The following is a 16,157-nucleotide window of genomic DNA, read 5'->3' on the forward strand; positions in this document are numbered from 1 at the left end:
CCAGGCCACTAGATCTGGCGTTTTCGTCGCGTTTACACCCCAGGAATCGCTGACTAGCGTTTTCCCCAGATGCGGGGAGATCGATTCGCATGACGGCGGCGTCGCCATGGAGCGTAAAGGGGATCGACCCCAAGGCACGGGAGGTCGCCAAGGACCTCGCGCGTCGCTCCGGCATGACTCTGGGCGAATGGCTCAATCGCATGATCATCGAGGGCGATGGTCAGGGGGCTGAGCACCATGCCGGCTCCGGGAACACGCCGAGCCGCGCCTATCTGGAAATCGTCAAGGATAACGCGCCGTCGCGCATCGAGGTCGCCGAGCATCCGGCGGACGAGGTCGGCCGCGTGGCCGCGGCCCTGGACCGCCTGACCAAGCGCATCGAGGCCGCCGAAGGCCGTAACGCCGCCGCCATTTCCGGCATCGACCACTCGGTCCGCGACGCGCTCACGCGATTGGGACAGGCCGAGCGTGAACAGATCGCCGTCGCCGCTCGTTTCGAAGGTGCTGTGGACGAGCTCAAGACCGAGCAGGCCCGCGCCGGCGAGCGCGTGCGCCGCATCGAATCCGAGGCGGCGGGGCCGCGTTCGGCCGAGGCCCTGCGCGCCCTGGAAGGGGCCCTGGGCAAGGTCGCCAGCCATCTTTACGACGGCGAGGCCCGCACCCGCGAAGCGATCGCGGCGCTGGAAGCCCGTCTGAACGAACAAACCTCCGCCGCTCCGCAAGATCCGTCCGCCCTGGTCGACGCCGTCGTGGCGCGTCTGGGCGAGCGTCTCGAAGCCGCCGAAACCCGCACCAGCGAGGCTCTGCGCGAATTGGGCTCGTCGTTCTCGGCGCTGGATCAGCGCTTGGGCGCCGTCGAAGGCGCCAACCCCGCTGCCGGCGTCCAGGAACGCCTGGGCGGCCTGGCCGCCAGCCTCAGCGAGAAGATGGAGGCCGCCCGTCTGGAAATGGCCGCCAAGCTGCGCGAGAGCGCCGACGGCCGCTTCGACCGCATGGAGCGCAAGCTGGGCGAGATGGCCGCTCACGTGCAGGCCGCCGAGCAGCGCTCGGCCCAGGCCATCGAGCGCATGGGCCGCGAGTTCGTCGGCGTCGCCGACGCCTTCAACCGCCGTGTCCAGGCCGCCGAACAGCGCAACACCGCCGCGATCGAGCAGGTCGGCGGGGAAGTCGCCCGCATCGCCGCCTCCGTCGAGCACAAGCTGACCCGCAACGACAATGTCCAGGCTCAGGCGCTGGAGAAGCTGGGCGGCGAGATCGCCCGCATCACCGAGAAGCTGGCCGAGCGCATCGGCAGCGCCGAACGCCGCAACGCCCTGGCCATCGACGAGGTCGGCGAGCAGGTCTCTCGCGTCACCGAGCGCCTGAACCAGCGTCACGAGCGTTCCAGCCAGGAACTGGTCGACCGCATCCGCCAGAGCGAGGAGCGTACGCTCCGCATGCTGGAGGAAGCGCGCGAGAAGATCGACACGCGGCTGCACGACGCTCAGCGCAAGCTGGAGCAGGCTCCTCCGGCCCCCGCGCCCGAGACGGCGCCGGCCGCCGAACCGATTGGCGCCGCGCCGCCGGCGGCTTCGCCGTTCGAGGAAAGCTATTTCAGCCAGGCCGCCTCGTTCAGCGGCCACGACGACATCGTCGATGACGAAGACGACGTGTTCGGCGCCGCGGCGCTGTCGCCCGCCTCGCCCTTTGACGACGACGAGTTCCCGGCTGCCGAGCTGGACGAGCGCGGCTTCGGCCAAGACGACTACGCCATGGCCGACGACTTCGAGCCGGATGCGCCGCGCTACGAGGCCGAGCCCGAAGCGGCCGATGTCGCGCCCGCCGAACCGCCCCGTCCGATGTCGACCCGCGAGATCATCGAGCAGGCCCGCGCCGCCGCGCGCGCCGCCGCGGCCGCCGAAGCCAAGGGCGGGATCAAGCCGGAGAAGAAGGCCAAGGGCGCCAAGTCCGGTTCGCTGTTCGGCGGTTTTGGCGGCTTCACCAGCAAGAGGGCTAAGAACCGCCTCGGCGCAACGGTAGCTACCGTCGCGGTCGCGGTCGGCACCGCCTCGGCGCTCGGCGCCGGCGTGGGCGGGCTGCTGCTCCTGAACAGCGACGGTTCGGGCGCCGCGTCGCCGCGTGTCGCCTCCGCCATCGTTGGCCGTCAGGCCGATGTCGCGGTCAACGGCGCCGAAGCCGGCCCTGCCGCGCCGCGCGCCGCCGTGGCCCTGACGACCGGCCAGGCGACCGCCGTCCAGGGCGAGGTCATCCCGGCCCAACCCTCGGACAACGCCAAGGCCCTGTTCGAGGACGGCGTCCGCAAGATCGAAGCCGGTGACCGCTCGGGCCTCGACGCCCTGAAGCAAGCCGCCAACGGCGGCTATCCCACCGCCCAGTTCTATCTCTCGAAGCTGCTGGAAAGCGGCAAGGGCGGCCTGAAGCAGGACATGCCGGAGGCCCGCCGCTGGAGCGAGCGCGCCGCGGCCGGCGGCGATCCGCGCGCCATGCACAACCTGGCGCTCTACGCTTTCAACGGCGAGGGCGGTCCGCGCAACGTGACCACCGCCGCCGTCTGGTTCCGCAAGGCCGCGGACCTTGGCCTGGTCGACAGCCAGTACAACCTAGCCCAGCTCTACGAGAGCGGCTACGGGGTCATCCGGAATCCGGCCGAGGCTTACAAGTGGTATGTCATCGCCGGCCGCGCCGGTGACGCCAAGGCGCGCAGCCGCGCCGCCGTCCTGCGCGCCCAGCTGACCGCCGAGGCCCAGCAGACCGCCGACCGTTCCGCCGAGGCCTTCCGCCCGCAGACGCAATCGACGGCCAGCCTGTCGACCGCCGCGCCGGCCGCCAACGCCAATCTGGGCCTGGCCCAGGGCGTGCTGTCGCAACTGGGCTACTACCAGGGGCCGCGCGACGGCGTCGCTTCGCCGGCCCTGCGCATGGCCATCGCCGCCTACCAGCGCGACCAGGGCCTGCCGGCCTCGGGCACCGTGGACGGCGAGACGCTGAACCGCCTGTCGGTCTACGCGCGCTAAGCCGAACGTCCGCTCCGCGTTGACGCCCGCGCGCCCAGCCGGCAATCAGGGTAACCCTGAATCCGCAAGGGGCCGCGCGAAGCTTGCACTTTTACCTTCCCATCGCCGAGGTCTCGGTGAATGCGCTGCTGCTGGTGGCGTTGGGCGGACTCGTGGGCTTCATCTCGGGACTGTTCGGCATCGGCGGCGGCTTCCTGATGACGCCGGTGCTGGTGTTCATGGGCATCCCACCCGTCGTGGCCGTGGCCAGCGAGGCCAACCACGTCGCCGCCTCGTCGGTCTCCAGCGTCATCGCCTACAGCAAGAAGCGCGTGGTCGACTTCAAGATGGGGGCGGTGCTGGCCAGCGGCGGGGCGATCGGCTCATTCGTCGGGGTCGAGGTGTTCCGCTGGCTGCGGCTGATCGGCCAGGCCGACCTGGCCGTTTCGGTCTCGTACCTGCTGTTCCTGGGCGTGATCGGCGGGCTGATGCTGATCGAGTCCGTCGGGGCGATCCTGCGCCGCCGCAGCGGCCAGCCGCCCAAGCCGCGCCGCGATCGCCGACCGCTTCTGCTGTACGCCCTGCCGTTCAAGGTCCGCTTTCCGCGTTCCCGCCTCTATATCAGCGTCATCCCGCCGATCCTGCTGGGCGTGTTCGTCGGGATCCTGTCGGCGGTGATGGGCGTAGGCGGCGGCTTCATCCTGGTGCCGGCCATGATCTACCTGCTGCGCATGCCCGCGCCGGTGGTGGTGGGCACCAGCCTGTTTCAGATCGTCATCACCACCTCGCTGACCAGCGTGCTGCAGGCGGGCCGCAACCAGACCGTCGACATCGTGCTGGCGACCCTGCTGCTGATCGGCGGGGTGATCGGGGCCCAGCTGGGCGCGCGAGCCTCGGGTCGCTTCCGCGCCGAGGAACTGCGGGCGCTGCTGGCCCTGCTGGTGCTCGCCGTCGGCCTGCGCATGGGCGCGGACCTGTTCCTGAGGCCCGAGGAAGCCTTCGTGCTGATGACGGGGACGGCGCGATGATCCCGCCCCCCACGATTCCGTTGGTGGAGGCTCCTCCCGCGCCCGCTGTGTCGGCCGCCCTGACCGACACCGAGATCCGGGTCAGCTCCGGCTTCCGGGGCGCGCGGATCGTGCTGTACGGCGCGGTCTTCGATCCCAAGGACCGGCCCAGCGACATCGTCGTCATCGTGCGCGGTCCCGACACGCCGCTGCGCATCGCCCGCAAGACCCAGGTCGCGGGCCTGTGGCTGAACAGCCGCCCGGTGGTGTTCCGGGGCGCGCCGGGCTTCTACCGCGTGGCCTCGACCCGGCCGCTGCAGGACATCGCCGGCTTCGCGCCGCTGCGCCACCTGGGGGCGGGGCTGGAGCACCTGGCCATCGCCGCGCCGCTGGAGCAGCGGGTCGAGACGACCTACGGCGTCCGCGACGTCGTGGTCAGCCGCCTGGGCGCGGACTATCTGGACTGGCGGCGCGCGGTGCTGCGCCTGAAGGAGAAGGCCGGGCTCTACGCGGCCGACCCGCAAGGCGTCCGCTTCGTCGACAAGGGCCTGTTCCGCGCTCAGCTGGACCTGCCCGCCGAGGCGCCGATCGGCCGGTACACCGCCCGCATCGTGCTGTTCCAGGACGGCAAGCCGGTCTCGATCCGCGACCGGGAATTGATCGTGGAGAAGGCCGGCGCGGAGAGAGCGCTGTATCTGTTCGCGAAAGATCGTCCGTGGACCTATGGGCTCGTGTCGGTAATAGTCGCGCTCGGGGCAGGGTGGGCGGCTTCGGTCGCCTTCCGAAGGAGTTGATTGATGAACGAGTCCGTTGCGGGGCGGACGCCGGTGCCGCCGGCGGTGTGGGTTTTTGGTCTGTCGACCATCATTCCCTTCTTCATTGCATCGGGCCTGTTCTGCTACGGCCCGGCCGCCATCCAGAAGTCGTCGCTGGTCGCCCTGCTGGCCTATTCGGCGGCGATGGTCTCGTACTTCGGGGGCGTGCGTAGCGGCCTGGAAATCGAGAACCCCAGCCCGCGCTGGTCGGTGCTGGGCCTGTCGCTGCTGTTCCCCCTGGCCGGCTTCGGCCTCCTGCTGGGCGAGTTGAAGTTCGACCCGGCCTGGCAACTGTCGGGCTTCTTGCTGGTCTTCCTGCTGCAATGGGTCTGGGACGTCACCGACCACGACGGCCCCACCTGGCGCCCGCGCATGCGCACCCTGCTGACCGCCGGCGCCGCGATCTCGCTGGCCTTCTCCCTGGAGCAGGCGCTGCATATGTAGCGCCGCCCGTGGCCCTCTAGTCAGGCCGCAGCGACTTCATCCCCACCGCGTGCACACGGCTGGGCCCCAGGGCGCCGGCCAGCATAGGGCCGGCGAATAGGTTCGAGAACGCCGCGTCCAGGATGTTCAACCCGCCCGTGAAGGCGCCGAAGGCTGGGAGCACGAGGCGCTGCCCATCGGTGACGAAGCAACGCCGGCGCGTGGTGGCGCGGCCGCTGGTGATCTTGGCCGCCGGATGCAGGTGGCCGGCCACCTCGCCTAGCTGGACGCCGGGCAGGGGCTCGTGGCGCAGGGTCAGACCGGCGATCGCCGCCTCGTCGATGATCTCGCCGGGCAGGACCTTGGGGCCGTCGGCGTCGTGGTTGCCGACCGCCCAGACCAGTTCGCGACCCAAGGCCAGGCTCTCCACCCGGTGGTAGTCGTCCTCGGCTAACCGCGCCTCGCCGTCGCCGTCGTGGAAGCTGTCCCCCAGGAAGATCAGACGCCTGGGCGCCAGCAGGGCGATTTCGCGGTCGAGCCGGTCCAGGGTCTCGCGGGTGTCGTAGGGCGGCAGCATCTGGCCGAAGCGCGCGGCGTAGCTGCTGCCCTTCTCGAAATGCAGGTCGGCGACGATCAGCGCGCCCTCGCGCTCCAGCCACAGGGCGCCGGACCAGCGCAGCATGACCTCGACATTGGCCAGGGCGACCCGCAGGCCGCCGCACGCGGAGGACTGGAAGCGGGTCATGGCATCGCCTCGGCGATCAGGTCGCTCTCGGCCTCGGCCAGGATCATCTCGCCGGCGGCGTCGCCGGGCGCGCGCTCGCGGCCGATCTCCAGCATGATCGGCACGGCGAACGGCGAGACGCGGTCCAGCGGCATGTGGCGGATATGACCCTTCACGCGGGTCAGCATGTCGCCGAGCCGGGCGATGTCGAGCATGCCCGTGGCCGCGTCGTGGCGGGCGCAGCGGAGCATCAGGTGGTCGGGTTGGTGTTTGCGCAGCACGTCGTAGATCAGGTCGGTCGAGAAGGTCACCTGCCGTCCGGACTTCTCGGCGCCGGGATGGCGGCGCTCGATCAGGCCGGCGATCAGGGCGCAGTGCTTGAAGGCCCGCTTCATCATGAAGCTCTCGTCGAGCCAGGCCTCCAGGTCGTCGCCTAGCATGTCCTGGGCGAACAGTTCGTCGAGATCCAGACCGTCCATCGGCCGCAGCGACCATAAATTCAGGGCGTAGTCGTTGCAGACGAAACCCAGCGGCCCGACGCCCAGGCGGTCCAGCCGCCGGGTCAGCAGCATGGCCAGGGTGGTGTGGGCCAGGCGCCCGTCGAACGGATAGCAGACCATGTGGAACCGCTTTCCGTTCGGAAAGGTCTCCAGGAGCATCTCGCCATCGCCCGGGACGGCCGAACGGATCTTCTGCCAGGACAGCCATTCCTGGACGTCCGGGGGCAGGGCGATCCATTCGCGCTCGTCGTGCATCATCTGGCGCACGCGGCTGGCCAGATAGGTCGAGAGCGGGAACTTCGAACCGCCCCAGCTGGGCATCTTCGGGTCGTCGTTGGGGGCGGGCGAGACGAAGGCGTCGGCCCCGACCAGGCTGTTGTAGCGCCAGACCTGGCCGGCGAAGATGAAGGTGTCGCCCGGCGTCAGCTGCTCGAAATAGCCTTCCTCGGCCTCGCCGATCTTGCGGCCGCCCATCGGACGGCGACCGCCGCCGATGCGGATATTGATCATGCCCGGCGAGACGATGGCCCCGACGTTCATCCGGTGCTGCTGGCGAGCCTGGGCGTTGCGGGCGGTCCAGAAGCCGCCTTCGGTCTGCACGATGCGGCGGAACTTGTCGTAGGTGCGCAGGGCGTAGCCGCCGGTCGAGACGAAGTCGACGACGGTCTCGAAATCCTCCCACGACAGCTCGGCATAGGGGCCGGCCGAGCGGATCTCGTCATACAGCTCGGTCAGCTTGAAGGGCTCGGAGCAGGCGCAGCCCATGATGTGCTGGGCCAGGACGTCCAGGGTCCCGACGCGGGGCGGATCCCCGTCCAGGTGGTTCTCCAGGATGGCGTCGGCGGCGGCGCGGCACTCCAGCATTTCGAAGCGGCTGGCGGGGACGAAGAGGGCGCGGCTGGGCTCGTCCAGGCGGTGGTTGGCGCGGCCGATCCGCTGGACCATCCGCGAGGCCCCCTTGGGCGCGGCCAGCTGGATGACCAGATCGACGTCGCCCCAGTCGATGCCCATGTCGAGCGTCGAGGTGCAGACCACGGCCCGCAGTTCGCCGCGCGCCATGGCCGCCTCGACCTTGCGGCGCTGCTCGGCCGACAGGCTGCCATGGTGCAGGGCGATCGGCAGGCCCTCGTCGTTCAGCTCCCATAGCCGCTGGAACGCGAACTCGGCCTGGAAGCGGGTGTTGACGAAGATCAGCGCGGTCTGGGCCTGCTTGATGATCTCATATACCTCGGCCATGGCGTGCTCGGCCGTGTGGCCCGCCCAAGGCACGCGGCCGCCGGAGACCAGCACCTCGACGACCGGCTGGGCGCCGCCCGAGCCGAGGACGAGATCGACCGCCTCGCCCGCGCCCAGCCACTTCCGCACCAGGTCCGGATCATCCACCGTCGCCGACAGCCCGACCCGCCGCATCGCCGGCGCGAATTTCTGCAGGCGCGCCAGGCCCAGGGCCAGCAGGTCGCCGCGCTTGCTGGGCCAGATGGCGTGGGCCTCGTCGATGATCACGCAGCGCAGGTCGGCGAAGTACTCGCGCGCGCCTTCCCAGGCGCAGAACAGGGCCAGTTGCTCGGGCGTGGTCAGCAGGATGTCCGGCGGTCTCACCTTCTGACGCGCTTTCCGGCTCTCGCCGGTGTCGCCGGTGCGGCTCTCGGCCACGATCGGCAGGCCCATCTCGCGGATGGGGGTCAGCAGGTTGCGCTCGACGTCGACGGCCAGGGCCTTCAGCGGCGAGATGTAGAGCGTGTGGACCCCCGCCGGCGCGTTGCGCGGCGGACGCTCGGACAGCTCGATCAGGCTGGGCAGGAAGCCGGCGAGGGTCTTGCCGCCGCCGGTCGGGGCGATCAGCAGGGCGCCGCGCCCCTGGCGGGCCTTCTCCAGCATGGCCAGCTGGTGCTCGCGTGGGCTCCAGCCGCGGGCGGCGAACCAGTCTCGAAACCTGGGAGGAAGGGCGTCAGCCGCGAGCATCGACCGCGATATAGCATGTTCCCTTTCTGTTTCACCCGGCTTTTGCTAACAGACTCGCGTGACCGCATTCCCGCCGACTCTGGACCTGGCCCCCGCCCTGGTCGTCCTGCCCGGGCCGCGCGCCGGCATGGCCGATGGCGGCGGCGAGAGCCGGATGCTGCGCGCGCCGGACGCCCGCGACCTGTTCGAGCACGGCCCGGTGCTGGTGGCCCACGCGGCCATGACCGCTCGACGCCTGAACCTGTCGCCGCCCTCGCGGAACCCGCGCCTGTTCGACGTGCTGGAGCTGCACGCCTTCGCCCGTCCGGCGACCTTCTGCGCGCCCTCGGCCGTGGGGCTGGCCATGGCCCTGGGCCTGGCCGAGCCGCATGGTGCCCCCGACCAGGCCCAGAGCCTGCGCGAGAGCGCCGACGCCTTGTTGCGCGAGCTGGCCCTGACGCCGGTTCCGTCGCGGGAGGAGGCCCTGGCCGTGGCCGAGACCCTGGCCAAGGCTGGCTGGTCCTGGGGACCCGCCGTGATCGGCGCGCTGCGCTCGGTCCCGGTCGGCAACCAGTTCCGGGGCTCGGGCCTCGACGTCTGGGCCCGCCTGCCCGAGTGGGAGGACCAGGCCCCGCCCGGCGAGGCCGGCTCGCGTCCCATCGATCCGGAACGCGCCGGCCAGCGCCTGACCGAGCTGCTGCAACGCTCGGGCCTGGAAGAGATCCGCGAGGCCCAGGCCACCTTCGCCAAGGAGGCGGCCTACGCCTTCCAGCCGCGCGAGCGTGAGGGCGAGCCGCGCATGATGCTGGCCGAGGCCGGCACCGGCGTCGGCAAGACCCTTGGCTATCTGGCGCCGGCCTCGCTGTGGGCCGAGGCCAACGGGCCTTCGGTCTGGGTCAGCACTTACACGCGCGCCCTGCAGCGCCAGATCGAGCGCGAGAGCCGGTCGATCTATCCCGACCCCAAGGAGCGGGCCAAGAAGGCGGTGGTCCGCAAGGGGCGCGAGAACTACCTGTGCCTGCTGAACTTCCAGGAACAGATCAACGGCGCCCAGCTGGGTAATGGCGACCTGATCGGCCTGGCCCTGACCGCCCGCTGGGCGCGCGCGACGCGGGACGGGGACATGACCGGCGGCGACTTCCCGGCCTGGCTGCCGACGCTGTCCGCGGTTCCGCCGTCGGCCCAGGCCAGCCCCTCGAACCTGGTCGACCGACGCGGCGAGTGCATCCACGCCGGCTGCCAGCATTATCGCATCTGCTGTATCGAGAAGGCCGTGCGGGCGTCCAAGCGCGCCGACATCGTCATCGCCAACCACGCCCTGGTCCTGACCCAGGCCGCCTTCGACGGCGCCCGGACGGCGCGGGGGCTGAAGGGCGACAACGAGACCACCAGCCTCAAGCGCATCGTCTTCGACGAGGGCCACCACCTGTTCGAGGCCGCCGACAGCGCCTTCTCGGCCGCTCTGTCGGGCGCGGAGGCTGCGGAGCTGCGCCGCTGGATCCGCGGACCCGAGGGGCGCGGCCGGCGGGGACGGGGCCTGGAGGCGCGCCTGCTCGACATCCTGGGCGACCGTGAAGGCGCGCGGCAGGCGATGGGCCAGGCGATCCACGCCGCCGCCGCCCTGCCGGGCGAGGGCTGGTCGGGCCGGGTCGCGCCGCCGGACGGCCAGATCAATCCGATCGGGCCGATCGAGAACTTTCTGGTCGCGGTGATCGAGCAGCTGCGGGCCCGCACCAGCGACCGTGGCGGGGCCGATCTTGGCCTGCAATGCGACGCCCGCCCGCCGATCGACCTGGTCCGCGAGCGCGCGCCGGAAGCGGCCAAGGCCCTGGCCGCGATCGAGGCCCCGCTGCTGGCCCTGGCCCGCGCCCTGGAGGACGTGCTGGACGAGGAGGCCGAGCACCTGGCCCCGTCCGAACGCGCCCGCATCGAGGGCGCGCTGCGGGGGCTGGACCGTCGCGCCCGCATGACCCTGCCGGCCTGGCGCTCGATCCTGAAGGCGATCGAGGAGGACGACGTCGATCCCAGCGAGACCGACCCGGACTTCGTCGACTGGTTCGAGGCGACCTTCCTGTACGGCCGCGTCGTCGACGCCGCCTGCCGCCGCCACTGGGTGGATCCGACCGAGCCGCTGCGCGCGGCGGTGCTGTCGCCCGCCCACGGGGTGCTGGTGACCAGCGCCACGCTGGTGGACCCTGCCCTGGAGGATCCGTTCGCCCTGGCCGAGATGCGCACTGGCGCGGCCCGCTTGCCGACCGCGCCCAAGGTCCTGCGGCTGGTCTCGCCGTTCGACTACGAGAACCACGCCAAGGCCTTCGTCGTCACCGACGTCAACAAGGAGGACCCGCGCCAGGTCTCGGCCGCCATGCGCGAGCTGTTCCTGGCCGCCGGGGGCGGGGGACTGGGACTGTTCACCGCCATCCGCCGGCTGAAGGCCGTGCACGAACGCATCGCCGCGCCCCTGGCCGACAATGGCCTTGCTCTCTATGCGCAGCACGTCGACCCCCTGGAAGTGGGCGCGCTGGTCGACATCTTCCGCGCCGAGGAGGACGCCTGCCTCCTGGGCACCGACGCTATCCGCGACGGCGTGGACGTACCGGGCCGGTCCCTGCGCCTGCTGGTCTTCGATCGGGTGCCGTGGCCGCGTCCGGACGTACTGCACAAGGCCCGCCGCCTGCGCTTCGGCGGTAAGGGTTATGACGACGCCGTGGCCCGCGCCCGTATCAGCCAGGCCTTCGGGCGCCTGATCCGCCGGGCCGACGACCGGGGCGTCTTCGTCATGCTGGACGCGGCCGCGCCGACGCGTCTGTTCTCAAGCTTGCCCGAGGGTGTATCCTTGGAACGGGTAGGCTTGGTCGAGGCGATCGAGGCCACCGCCGCATTTTTGTCGAAGGATCGCTCTTAAGAACGGCTCCGATTGTCTCAGGGTTTCGTTTCTTGATCCGTCTGTCCGGTCCGATCTTCGCCGCGGCGCTCCTGGCCGCCGGCGCCGCCAACGCCGCCACGAGCGCCCAGGAGTTCGTGCGAGGCGATTGCCGAGGCGTGGTCGCCCCCAGCGTGGGCCTGAAGTACGACACCGCCGAGCACACCCGCTGGTACAAGCGCTTCTGGACCGGCGACTGCGATCATCTGCCGTTCTGCATGCCCGGGGCGCCGAACTGGAACGACATCGTCGGCAAGCTGCTGACCAAGGGCGGCGCCAAGGAGCAGTCCGCCCTCTTGCCCAAGGCCTGCCGCCTGGGCCAGCTGATCGGGCTGGAATGGTCGCGCGACAAGAAGGTCAAGCACATCACGACCGGCGACCTGAAGGTGTTCAACACCATGTTGGAGGCGTCCGGCGATCCGCTGCGGGGCGTGGACCAGGTCGACGCCAAGGCTCGCGCGCTGGCGACGCCGCGCTAGGCGCTGTCCGTGTTCGCGGGTTTGACGCCCTATGACTCAAAGCCGTCGAATTTCTGCAATCGGGACGTCCTAAAAGACCGTCAGAGGGGAGGCCGCCAGTAGGAGCGTACCGATGATGACCCGACCCGCCGACCCCGCGATCGACGAAGCCGCCGCCCCCTCCCGCGCGCGGTCCGCCCGCGCCCTGGTCCAGGCGGTGCGCTGGCGCACCGGGCTCTGCCAGGCCGATTTCGCCCGGGTCTTCCACATCGACCTGACCCTGCTGGAAGACCTGGAGCATGGCGACGTGCGCCCTGACGCCGCCCTGACCGCCTATCTGACGGTGATCGATCACGCGCCGGATGTCGTGCGGGCGGCCCTGAGGCGCGCCGACTCCTGACGTTGCGGATTGTGCGTGTTCGTTCCGGATGCGGATGTTTTCCGGCGCGACGCAAAAAGCCACGTTTTTCACAAGGTCGTCGCCGGATTGGCGACGGAATGGCAGCGCTTCCTCGTTCGACACCCTGAGGCGCCGTGAATCGGCGCCTCTTTAGCGTCGAGGCGTGGATTGGTCGAGCGGCTGTTCTTCTTTCACAATCCGAAGGCCGGCGGGACGTCGGTCGTCGGGGCCTTGAGCCGTCTGTTCACGGCCGAGCGCCGCTGTCCGCGCATCGAAGACGACGCCACCGAGCACGCCCAGCACGCCGGCCGCTACGAGGCGTTCGGCGGCTACGACTTCTATGCCGGCCACTATGGCTTCGACATCTATGACGCGGTGGGCGAGGGAATTTCGGCGGCGACCAACTTCCGCTGGCCGGTCGATCGCGTGGTCTCGGTCTATCGCTATTTCCGGCACGTGGTGGAGATCTCCGACGTCCAGGCGCGCGACCCGCGCTTCCGGGCGGTCAGCCTGGCCAAGACCCTGTCGCTGAACGATTTCGTGACCTGCGACGACCCGGCGGTGGTGCTGCACACCTACGACCACCACTTTCGCCAGCTGACGGGCTCGGGGTGGTCGCCGGTCTACGAGCGGGACCTGGCGGCGGCGCGAACGCTGGTCGACCGCATGGTCTGGTTCTATGTCTGCGAGCACCCCTACGAGTCCCTGGCCTGGGCCGACATGGCCTTCGAGGGACGACTGTCGCGGGTGGAGCGCCTGAACGTCACCCGCGCCGAGGATTCCGCCGAGACGCAGCTGAGCCCCAAGGCCCTGCGCCAACTGCTGGCGCAGAACCAGAGGGACATCGCGATCTATCAGCACGCGCTCGGCCGGCTGCTGGCCGAGGTGATCCCGGCCGAGACGCGTCTGATCGCCTAACCCGCTAGGCGTCCACGAACTTGATCAGCGTGGCCATGTTGGCGATGAACGCGCCGGTCGAGATGCCGATCGCCGGGTGGGGGTCGGGGTAGGGCGAGGTGTCGTACTTGTCGCCGACCTTGGTCTCCGAGAAGTCGCCCGGGGTCGGCGTGGCCGGACCGTCGCCGATATAGGGCTGGCTGGTCTGGGTCAGGGGCGTGGGCCACCAACCCTCGGCGTTCAGCTCGGCCGTCAGCTTGGCGACCTTGGCCGGATCGGCGCTGACGCCCTTGGTCGCCGAACTCGAGAGGTCGCCGCCGACGGTCAGGTCGTCGACCGAGAGGTCCTTGACCATGAAGTACTTGGGCAGCGGGCGCTGGCCCTTCAGCGGCGAGTGCTTGCTGGCCTCCTCGGGCGGCGTGGCCTTCAGCTTCTCATAGCGGGCGCGCAGGCCGGCCACGTCCACGTTCCGGAACGACGAATAGTGGGTGACCGTCTTCTGCGGGTTCTCGTCCGTGTAGTAGCGGCCATTGACCACGTTCGAGCCAGTGCGGTGCACGTAGAGCGGCTTGTTCGAGCCGATCTGGACGAAGGTCGGATAGCGGGCCTTGCCGGGCATGACGTCGTTGGGCAGCCGCGTCGAGGCCAGCCAGTCCAGGGCCTCGGGCACGCGGGCCAGGTACTTCGGGTCGCCCGTCAGCTGGTAGAAGGTCAGCAGCTGCGACACGCAGCTGGCCGAGGCGTGGGTGGCGAAGGCCTTGGGCTCGTAGGTGCGGGCGCTGGCCGGCTTCAGGTCGGCCACGGTGTGCTGCAGGCCCCAGCCGGCCTGCGGCGCGGGCTGCTGGCAGGCGACATAGCAGTCCATGGCCCGGCGGATCGGCTCCAGGACGGTTTTGTCGCCCAAGGCCTGGTAGACCATGATCAGGAACTCGATGTTCTCGCCGACCACGTCGTCATTGAAGGTGATGAAGCTGGTGTAGTCCGGGTTGCCGTGGTGGTGGAATTCGTCCTTCAGCGGATAGCGCTGGGGCCAGCCGCCGACCGGGTACTGGCTCTCCAGGACGAACTTCAGGGCCCTCTCGAAGGCGGCCTTGTACTTCGGGTCCTTCTTCTCGACGTACATGCGCAGCATGAACTTGCAGCACTCGGCGGTGCCCTCGTCGTCGAAGGTGCAGTTGCCGTAGTAGTGCTGGAATTCCTCGAGCCGCCAGCCGTTCTTGCCGATGGTGTCGTACCACTTCTTCAGCGACGCCTCGCCGGCCATGTCGCCGATGTAGTTCCAGCCGCCGGCCGGGTTCTGGATGGCGATCAGGGCGTCGGCGGCCTTGCAGGCGGCGTCGTAGTAATACTCGTCCTTGGTGGCGTGATAGGCGTCCAGGAACAGGTGGCCGACCGTGCCGGTGCCGGGCGGCTGCACCCAGATCATCGTCGGGAAGGCTTCCATCTCGCCCCAGCGGCGCGAGAAGTCGGGCAGGTAGCTCCAGACGTAGCCGCCCTTGTAGGCGGCCTTCTCGACCATGAACGTCGAAGCCTTCTTCATGACGTCCAGCGCCTGGGCCTTGCTGGTCTGGGCCAGGGCCTGCAGTGGTCGGAGCGTCCCGGCGGCGGCGAAGGCGGCGGCCGTGGTGGCCATCAGGCGGCGGCGGGAGATGGGGCTGAGCGGCATTCAAGGACTCCGACGGACGCGGAGCCGGCAGCGTACCGGAAGGGGCAAGCCTTTAGCGTTCCTCCCGGGCCGACGCGGGCCCCGTCGTCTTGCGCGACGATCTGATTGTAGTTTGCTACCGGTGTCATCGATTTGGCCATCCATTTTTGTGACGGCCCCGGCGATGCGTCTCGTGCGGCGTCTCGTCGCGGCGGAGGCGGGTGGGCTCCGAGCGCGGGATTGAACGCAAACGACTTCTAACTTGGCCGATTCCCCGAAACGGGGCCTGCGACAGGCGGACGCGTTGCCTGGCGATCCTGGTTCGGCGAAATGACGGCCATCAAGTTTTTGAGGCGACGCCGCCGCGCTCGAAGTTCAGCGCTGCCGACGCCGTCCTGTTGGGGAACAGGACGACGCCCCTGGACCCAAGGTCCGGGGGCGTTTTCATTCATGGCTATGCTTGGCTTTGACAGGCCCGTGACAATCGGGCGCACGCTATTCCTCGAACAACGTGCGCCGTGCGTCCAGCGGTCGCATGGCGGGTGCTTTCATCTTCTGTAAATCTTTACGTTATGGGAAGCCAAAGCCACCATCTCAGCGAAGCCGAGCGTCTAGAGCGACAGGCCGAGATCGCCGACACGCCTCCCGCGCGGGCGGCGCTGCTGCGCATGGCCCGGAACTCGCGTGGCGTGGCGGCGCTGGTCGGCATGTTCGAAGCCTCGCGTGACGAGACGCGACCGACACTGACGCGCTAGAGCGCCTCGCCCAGGCACACGGCCACGCAGCGCCTGGCCAGTTCTTCCGTCGCATCCAGGAACGGAACCGACAGGTCCGCCGCCGACAGCACCAGCGGCACCTCCGTGCAGCCCGCCACCACGCTCTGAGCGCCCTTGCCGACCAAGCGGTGGGCCAGGGCGGCCATGGTCTCGCGCGAAGCCTCGCCCAGGTCGCCCTGCTTGATCCGATACAGCAGGGCCATGAACTCGACCTGCTCGTGGTCATCCAGCATCACCACCTCCAGCCCCATGGACGAGAAGCGGTCGCGGTAGAGGCTTAAGGCCAGGCTGGTGCCCAGCACCCCGACGACGCTGGCGCCCTTGGCCCGGGCGGCCAGGCCCGCCGTCTCCAGCATGTCGACGAGGGGAAGGCCCGACGCGCGAACCGTCTCGGCATAGGCGTGGGCGGTGTTGCAGGCGATGGCCAGCACCTCGGCGCCGCTGTCGCGCAGTCCCGTGGCCATCGCCGCCAGCACGGGGCCGGGATCGGACGTGCTGACATTGCGGTCGGGCACCTTGGGATTGATGTCCACCAGCACCCGCAGATGGTCCTGCTCGCGCTTGACCGGCGTGGCGGCCTGCAGCTTGGCCAGGAAGTCCAGGGTGGCGGCCGGGCCCATGCCGCCGAGAACGCCCAGAACCTTGCTCATGGTGT

At 69.8% G+C, this 16,157-nt stretch carries 13 protein-coding genes; 9 read left to right on the forward strand and 4 right to left on the reverse strand.

Annotation, left to right across the window (positions count from 1 at the left end; translation table 11 throughout):
• Positions 1–89 precede the first annotated feature (89 nt).
• The 4 genes from K8940_RS07500 to K8940_RS07515 all read left to right on the forward strand — a co-directional run bounded on the left by K8940_RS07500 (position 90) and on the right by K8940_RS07515 (position 5,259).
• A complete protein-coding gene (locus tag K8940_RS07500) occupies positions 90–3,014 on the forward strand; it encodes a peptidoglycan-binding protein (protein ID WP_223394314.1) in 2,925 nt (974 codons plus the stop codon).
• 83 nt (positions 3,015–3,097) lie between these two features.
• On the forward strand, positions 3,098–4,021 hold the full coding sequence (locus K8940_RS07505) for a sulfite exporter TauE/SafE family protein (protein ID WP_223394315.1): 924 nt from the start codon (positions 3,098–3,100) through the stop codon (positions 4,019–4,021).
• A 23-nt stretch (positions 4,022–4,044) separates the two neighbouring features.
• A complete protein-coding gene (locus K8940_RS07510; protein WP_223394316.1) occupies positions 4,045–4,794 on the forward strand; it encodes a TIGR02186 family protein in 750 nt (249 codons plus the stop codon).
• A gap of 3 nt (positions 4,795–4,797) precedes the next feature.
• A complete protein-coding gene (locus K8940_RS07515) occupies positions 4,798–5,259 on the forward strand; it encodes a DUF3429 domain-containing protein (RefSeq protein WP_223394317.1) in 462 nt (153 codons plus the stop codon).
• Between the two features lie 16 nt (positions 5,260–5,275).
• Here K8940_RS07515 and pdeM read toward each other — a convergent pair whose 3' ends face one another.
• Positions 5,276–5,983, reverse strand: a complete 708-nt coding sequence (pdeM, locus tag K8940_RS07520) for a ligase-associated DNA damage response endonuclease PdeM (protein WP_223394318.1) — start codon at positions 5,981–5,983, stop codon at positions 5,276–5,278.
• Positions 5,980–8,424 (reverse strand): ligase-associated DNA damage response DEXH box helicase, encoded by a 2,445-nt coding sequence (locus K8940_RS07525; protein WP_223394319.1) that lies wholly within the window; start codon positions 8,422–8,424, stop codon positions 5,980–5,982. Before K8940_RS07525 ends, pdeM begins: the two co-directional genes overlap by 4 nt.
• A gap of 58 nt (positions 8,425–8,482) precedes the next feature.
• Here K8940_RS07525 and K8940_RS07530 point away from each other — a divergent pair, with 58 nt between their 5' ends.
• From K8940_RS07530 to K8940_RS07545, 4 genes are all read left to right on the forward strand, one after another.
• Positions 8,483–11,308 (forward strand): ATP-dependent DNA helicase, encoded by a 2,826-nt coding sequence (locus K8940_RS07530; protein WP_223394320.1) that lies wholly within the window; start codon positions 8,483–8,485, stop codon positions 11,306–11,308.
• A gap of 32 nt (positions 11,309–11,340) precedes the next feature.
• The gene (locus tag K8940_RS07535) at positions 11,341–11,805 is read left to right on the forward strand and encodes a hypothetical protein (protein ID WP_223394322.1); all 465 of its coding nucleotides are present in this window, start codon (positions 11,341–11,343) and stop codon (positions 11,803–11,805) included.
• 112 nt (positions 11,806–11,917) lie between these two features.
• Positions 11,918–12,184, forward strand: a complete 267-nt coding sequence (locus tag K8940_RS07540) for a helix-turn-helix domain-containing protein (protein ID WP_223394323.1) — start codon at positions 11,918–11,920, stop codon at positions 12,182–12,184.
• 168 nt (positions 12,185–12,352) lie between these two features.
• Complete coding sequence (locus K8940_RS07545) at positions 12,353–13,102, forward strand: hypothetical protein (RefSeq protein ID WP_223394326.1); 750 nt, start codon at positions 12,353–12,355, stop codon at positions 13,100–13,102.
• Positions 13,103–13,106: 4 nt separating this feature from the next.
• Here K8940_RS07545 and K8940_RS07550 read toward each other — a convergent pair whose 3' ends face one another.
• Positions 13,107–14,747: a pectate lyase gene (locus K8940_RS07550; RefSeq protein ID WP_223394328.1), complete on the reverse strand. Its 1,641-nt coding sequence runs from the start codon at positions 14,745–14,747 to the stop codon at positions 13,107–13,109.
• A 551-nt stretch (positions 14,748–15,298) separates the two neighbouring features.
• Between K8940_RS07550 and K8940_RS07555 the strand changes: the two genes are divergently transcribed.
• Positions 15,299–15,481, forward strand: a complete 183-nt coding sequence (locus tag K8940_RS07555) for a hypothetical protein (protein ID WP_223394330.1) — start codon at positions 15,299–15,301, stop codon at positions 15,479–15,481.
• On the opposite strand, the gene K8940_RS07560 is transcribed toward K8940_RS07555, so the two are convergent.
• The gene (locus tag K8940_RS07560; RefSeq protein WP_223394332.1) at positions 15,478–16,152 is read right to left on the reverse strand and encodes an aspartate/glutamate racemase family protein; all 675 of its coding nucleotides are present in this window, start codon (positions 16,150–16,152) and stop codon (positions 15,478–15,480) included. The two genes, K8940_RS07555 and K8940_RS07560, sit on opposite strands and share 4 nt — an antisense overlap.
• Positions 16,153–16,157 lie beyond the last annotated feature (5 nt).

Source organism: Caulobacter segnis (genome assembly GCF_019931575.1).
GTDB lineage: Bacteria > Pseudomonadota > Alphaproteobacteria > Caulobacterales > Caulobacteraceae > Caulobacter > Caulobacter segnis_C.

Bases quoted from the DNA above. Each gene is read 5' to 3' on its own strand.
- K8940_RS07525 (WP_223394319.1), bottom strand. From the start codon at position 8,424: ATGCTCGCGGCTGACGCCCTTCCTCCCAGGTTTCGAGACTGGTTCGCC.
- K8940_RS07515 (WP_223394317.1), top strand. From the start codon at position 4,798: ATGAACGAGTCCGTTGCGGGGCGGACGCCGGTGCCGCCGGCGGTGTGG.
- K8940_RS07540 (WP_223394323.1), top strand. From the start codon at position 11,918: ATGATGACCCGACCCGCCGACCCCGCGATCGACGAAGCCGCCGCCCCC.
- K8940_RS07550 (WP_223394328.1), bottom strand. From the start codon at position 14,747: ATGCCGCTCAGCCCCATCTCCCGCCGCCGCCTGATGGCCACCACGGCC.
- pdeM (WP_223394318.1), bottom strand. From the start codon at position 5,983: ATGACCCGCTTCCAGTCCTCCGCGTGCGGCGGCCTGCGGGTCGCCCTG.
- K8940_RS07560 (WP_223394332.1), bottom strand. From the start codon at position 16,152: ATGAGCAAGGTTCTGGGCGTTCTCGGCGGCATGGGCCCGGCCGCCACC.
- K8940_RS07555 (WP_223394330.1), top strand. From the start codon at position 15,299: ATGGGAAGCCAAAGCCACCATCTCAGCGAAGCCGAGCGTCTAGAGCGA.
- K8940_RS07500 (WP_223394314.1), top strand. From the start codon at position 90: ATGACGGCGGCGTCGCCATGGAGCGTAAAGGGGATCGACCCCAAGGCA.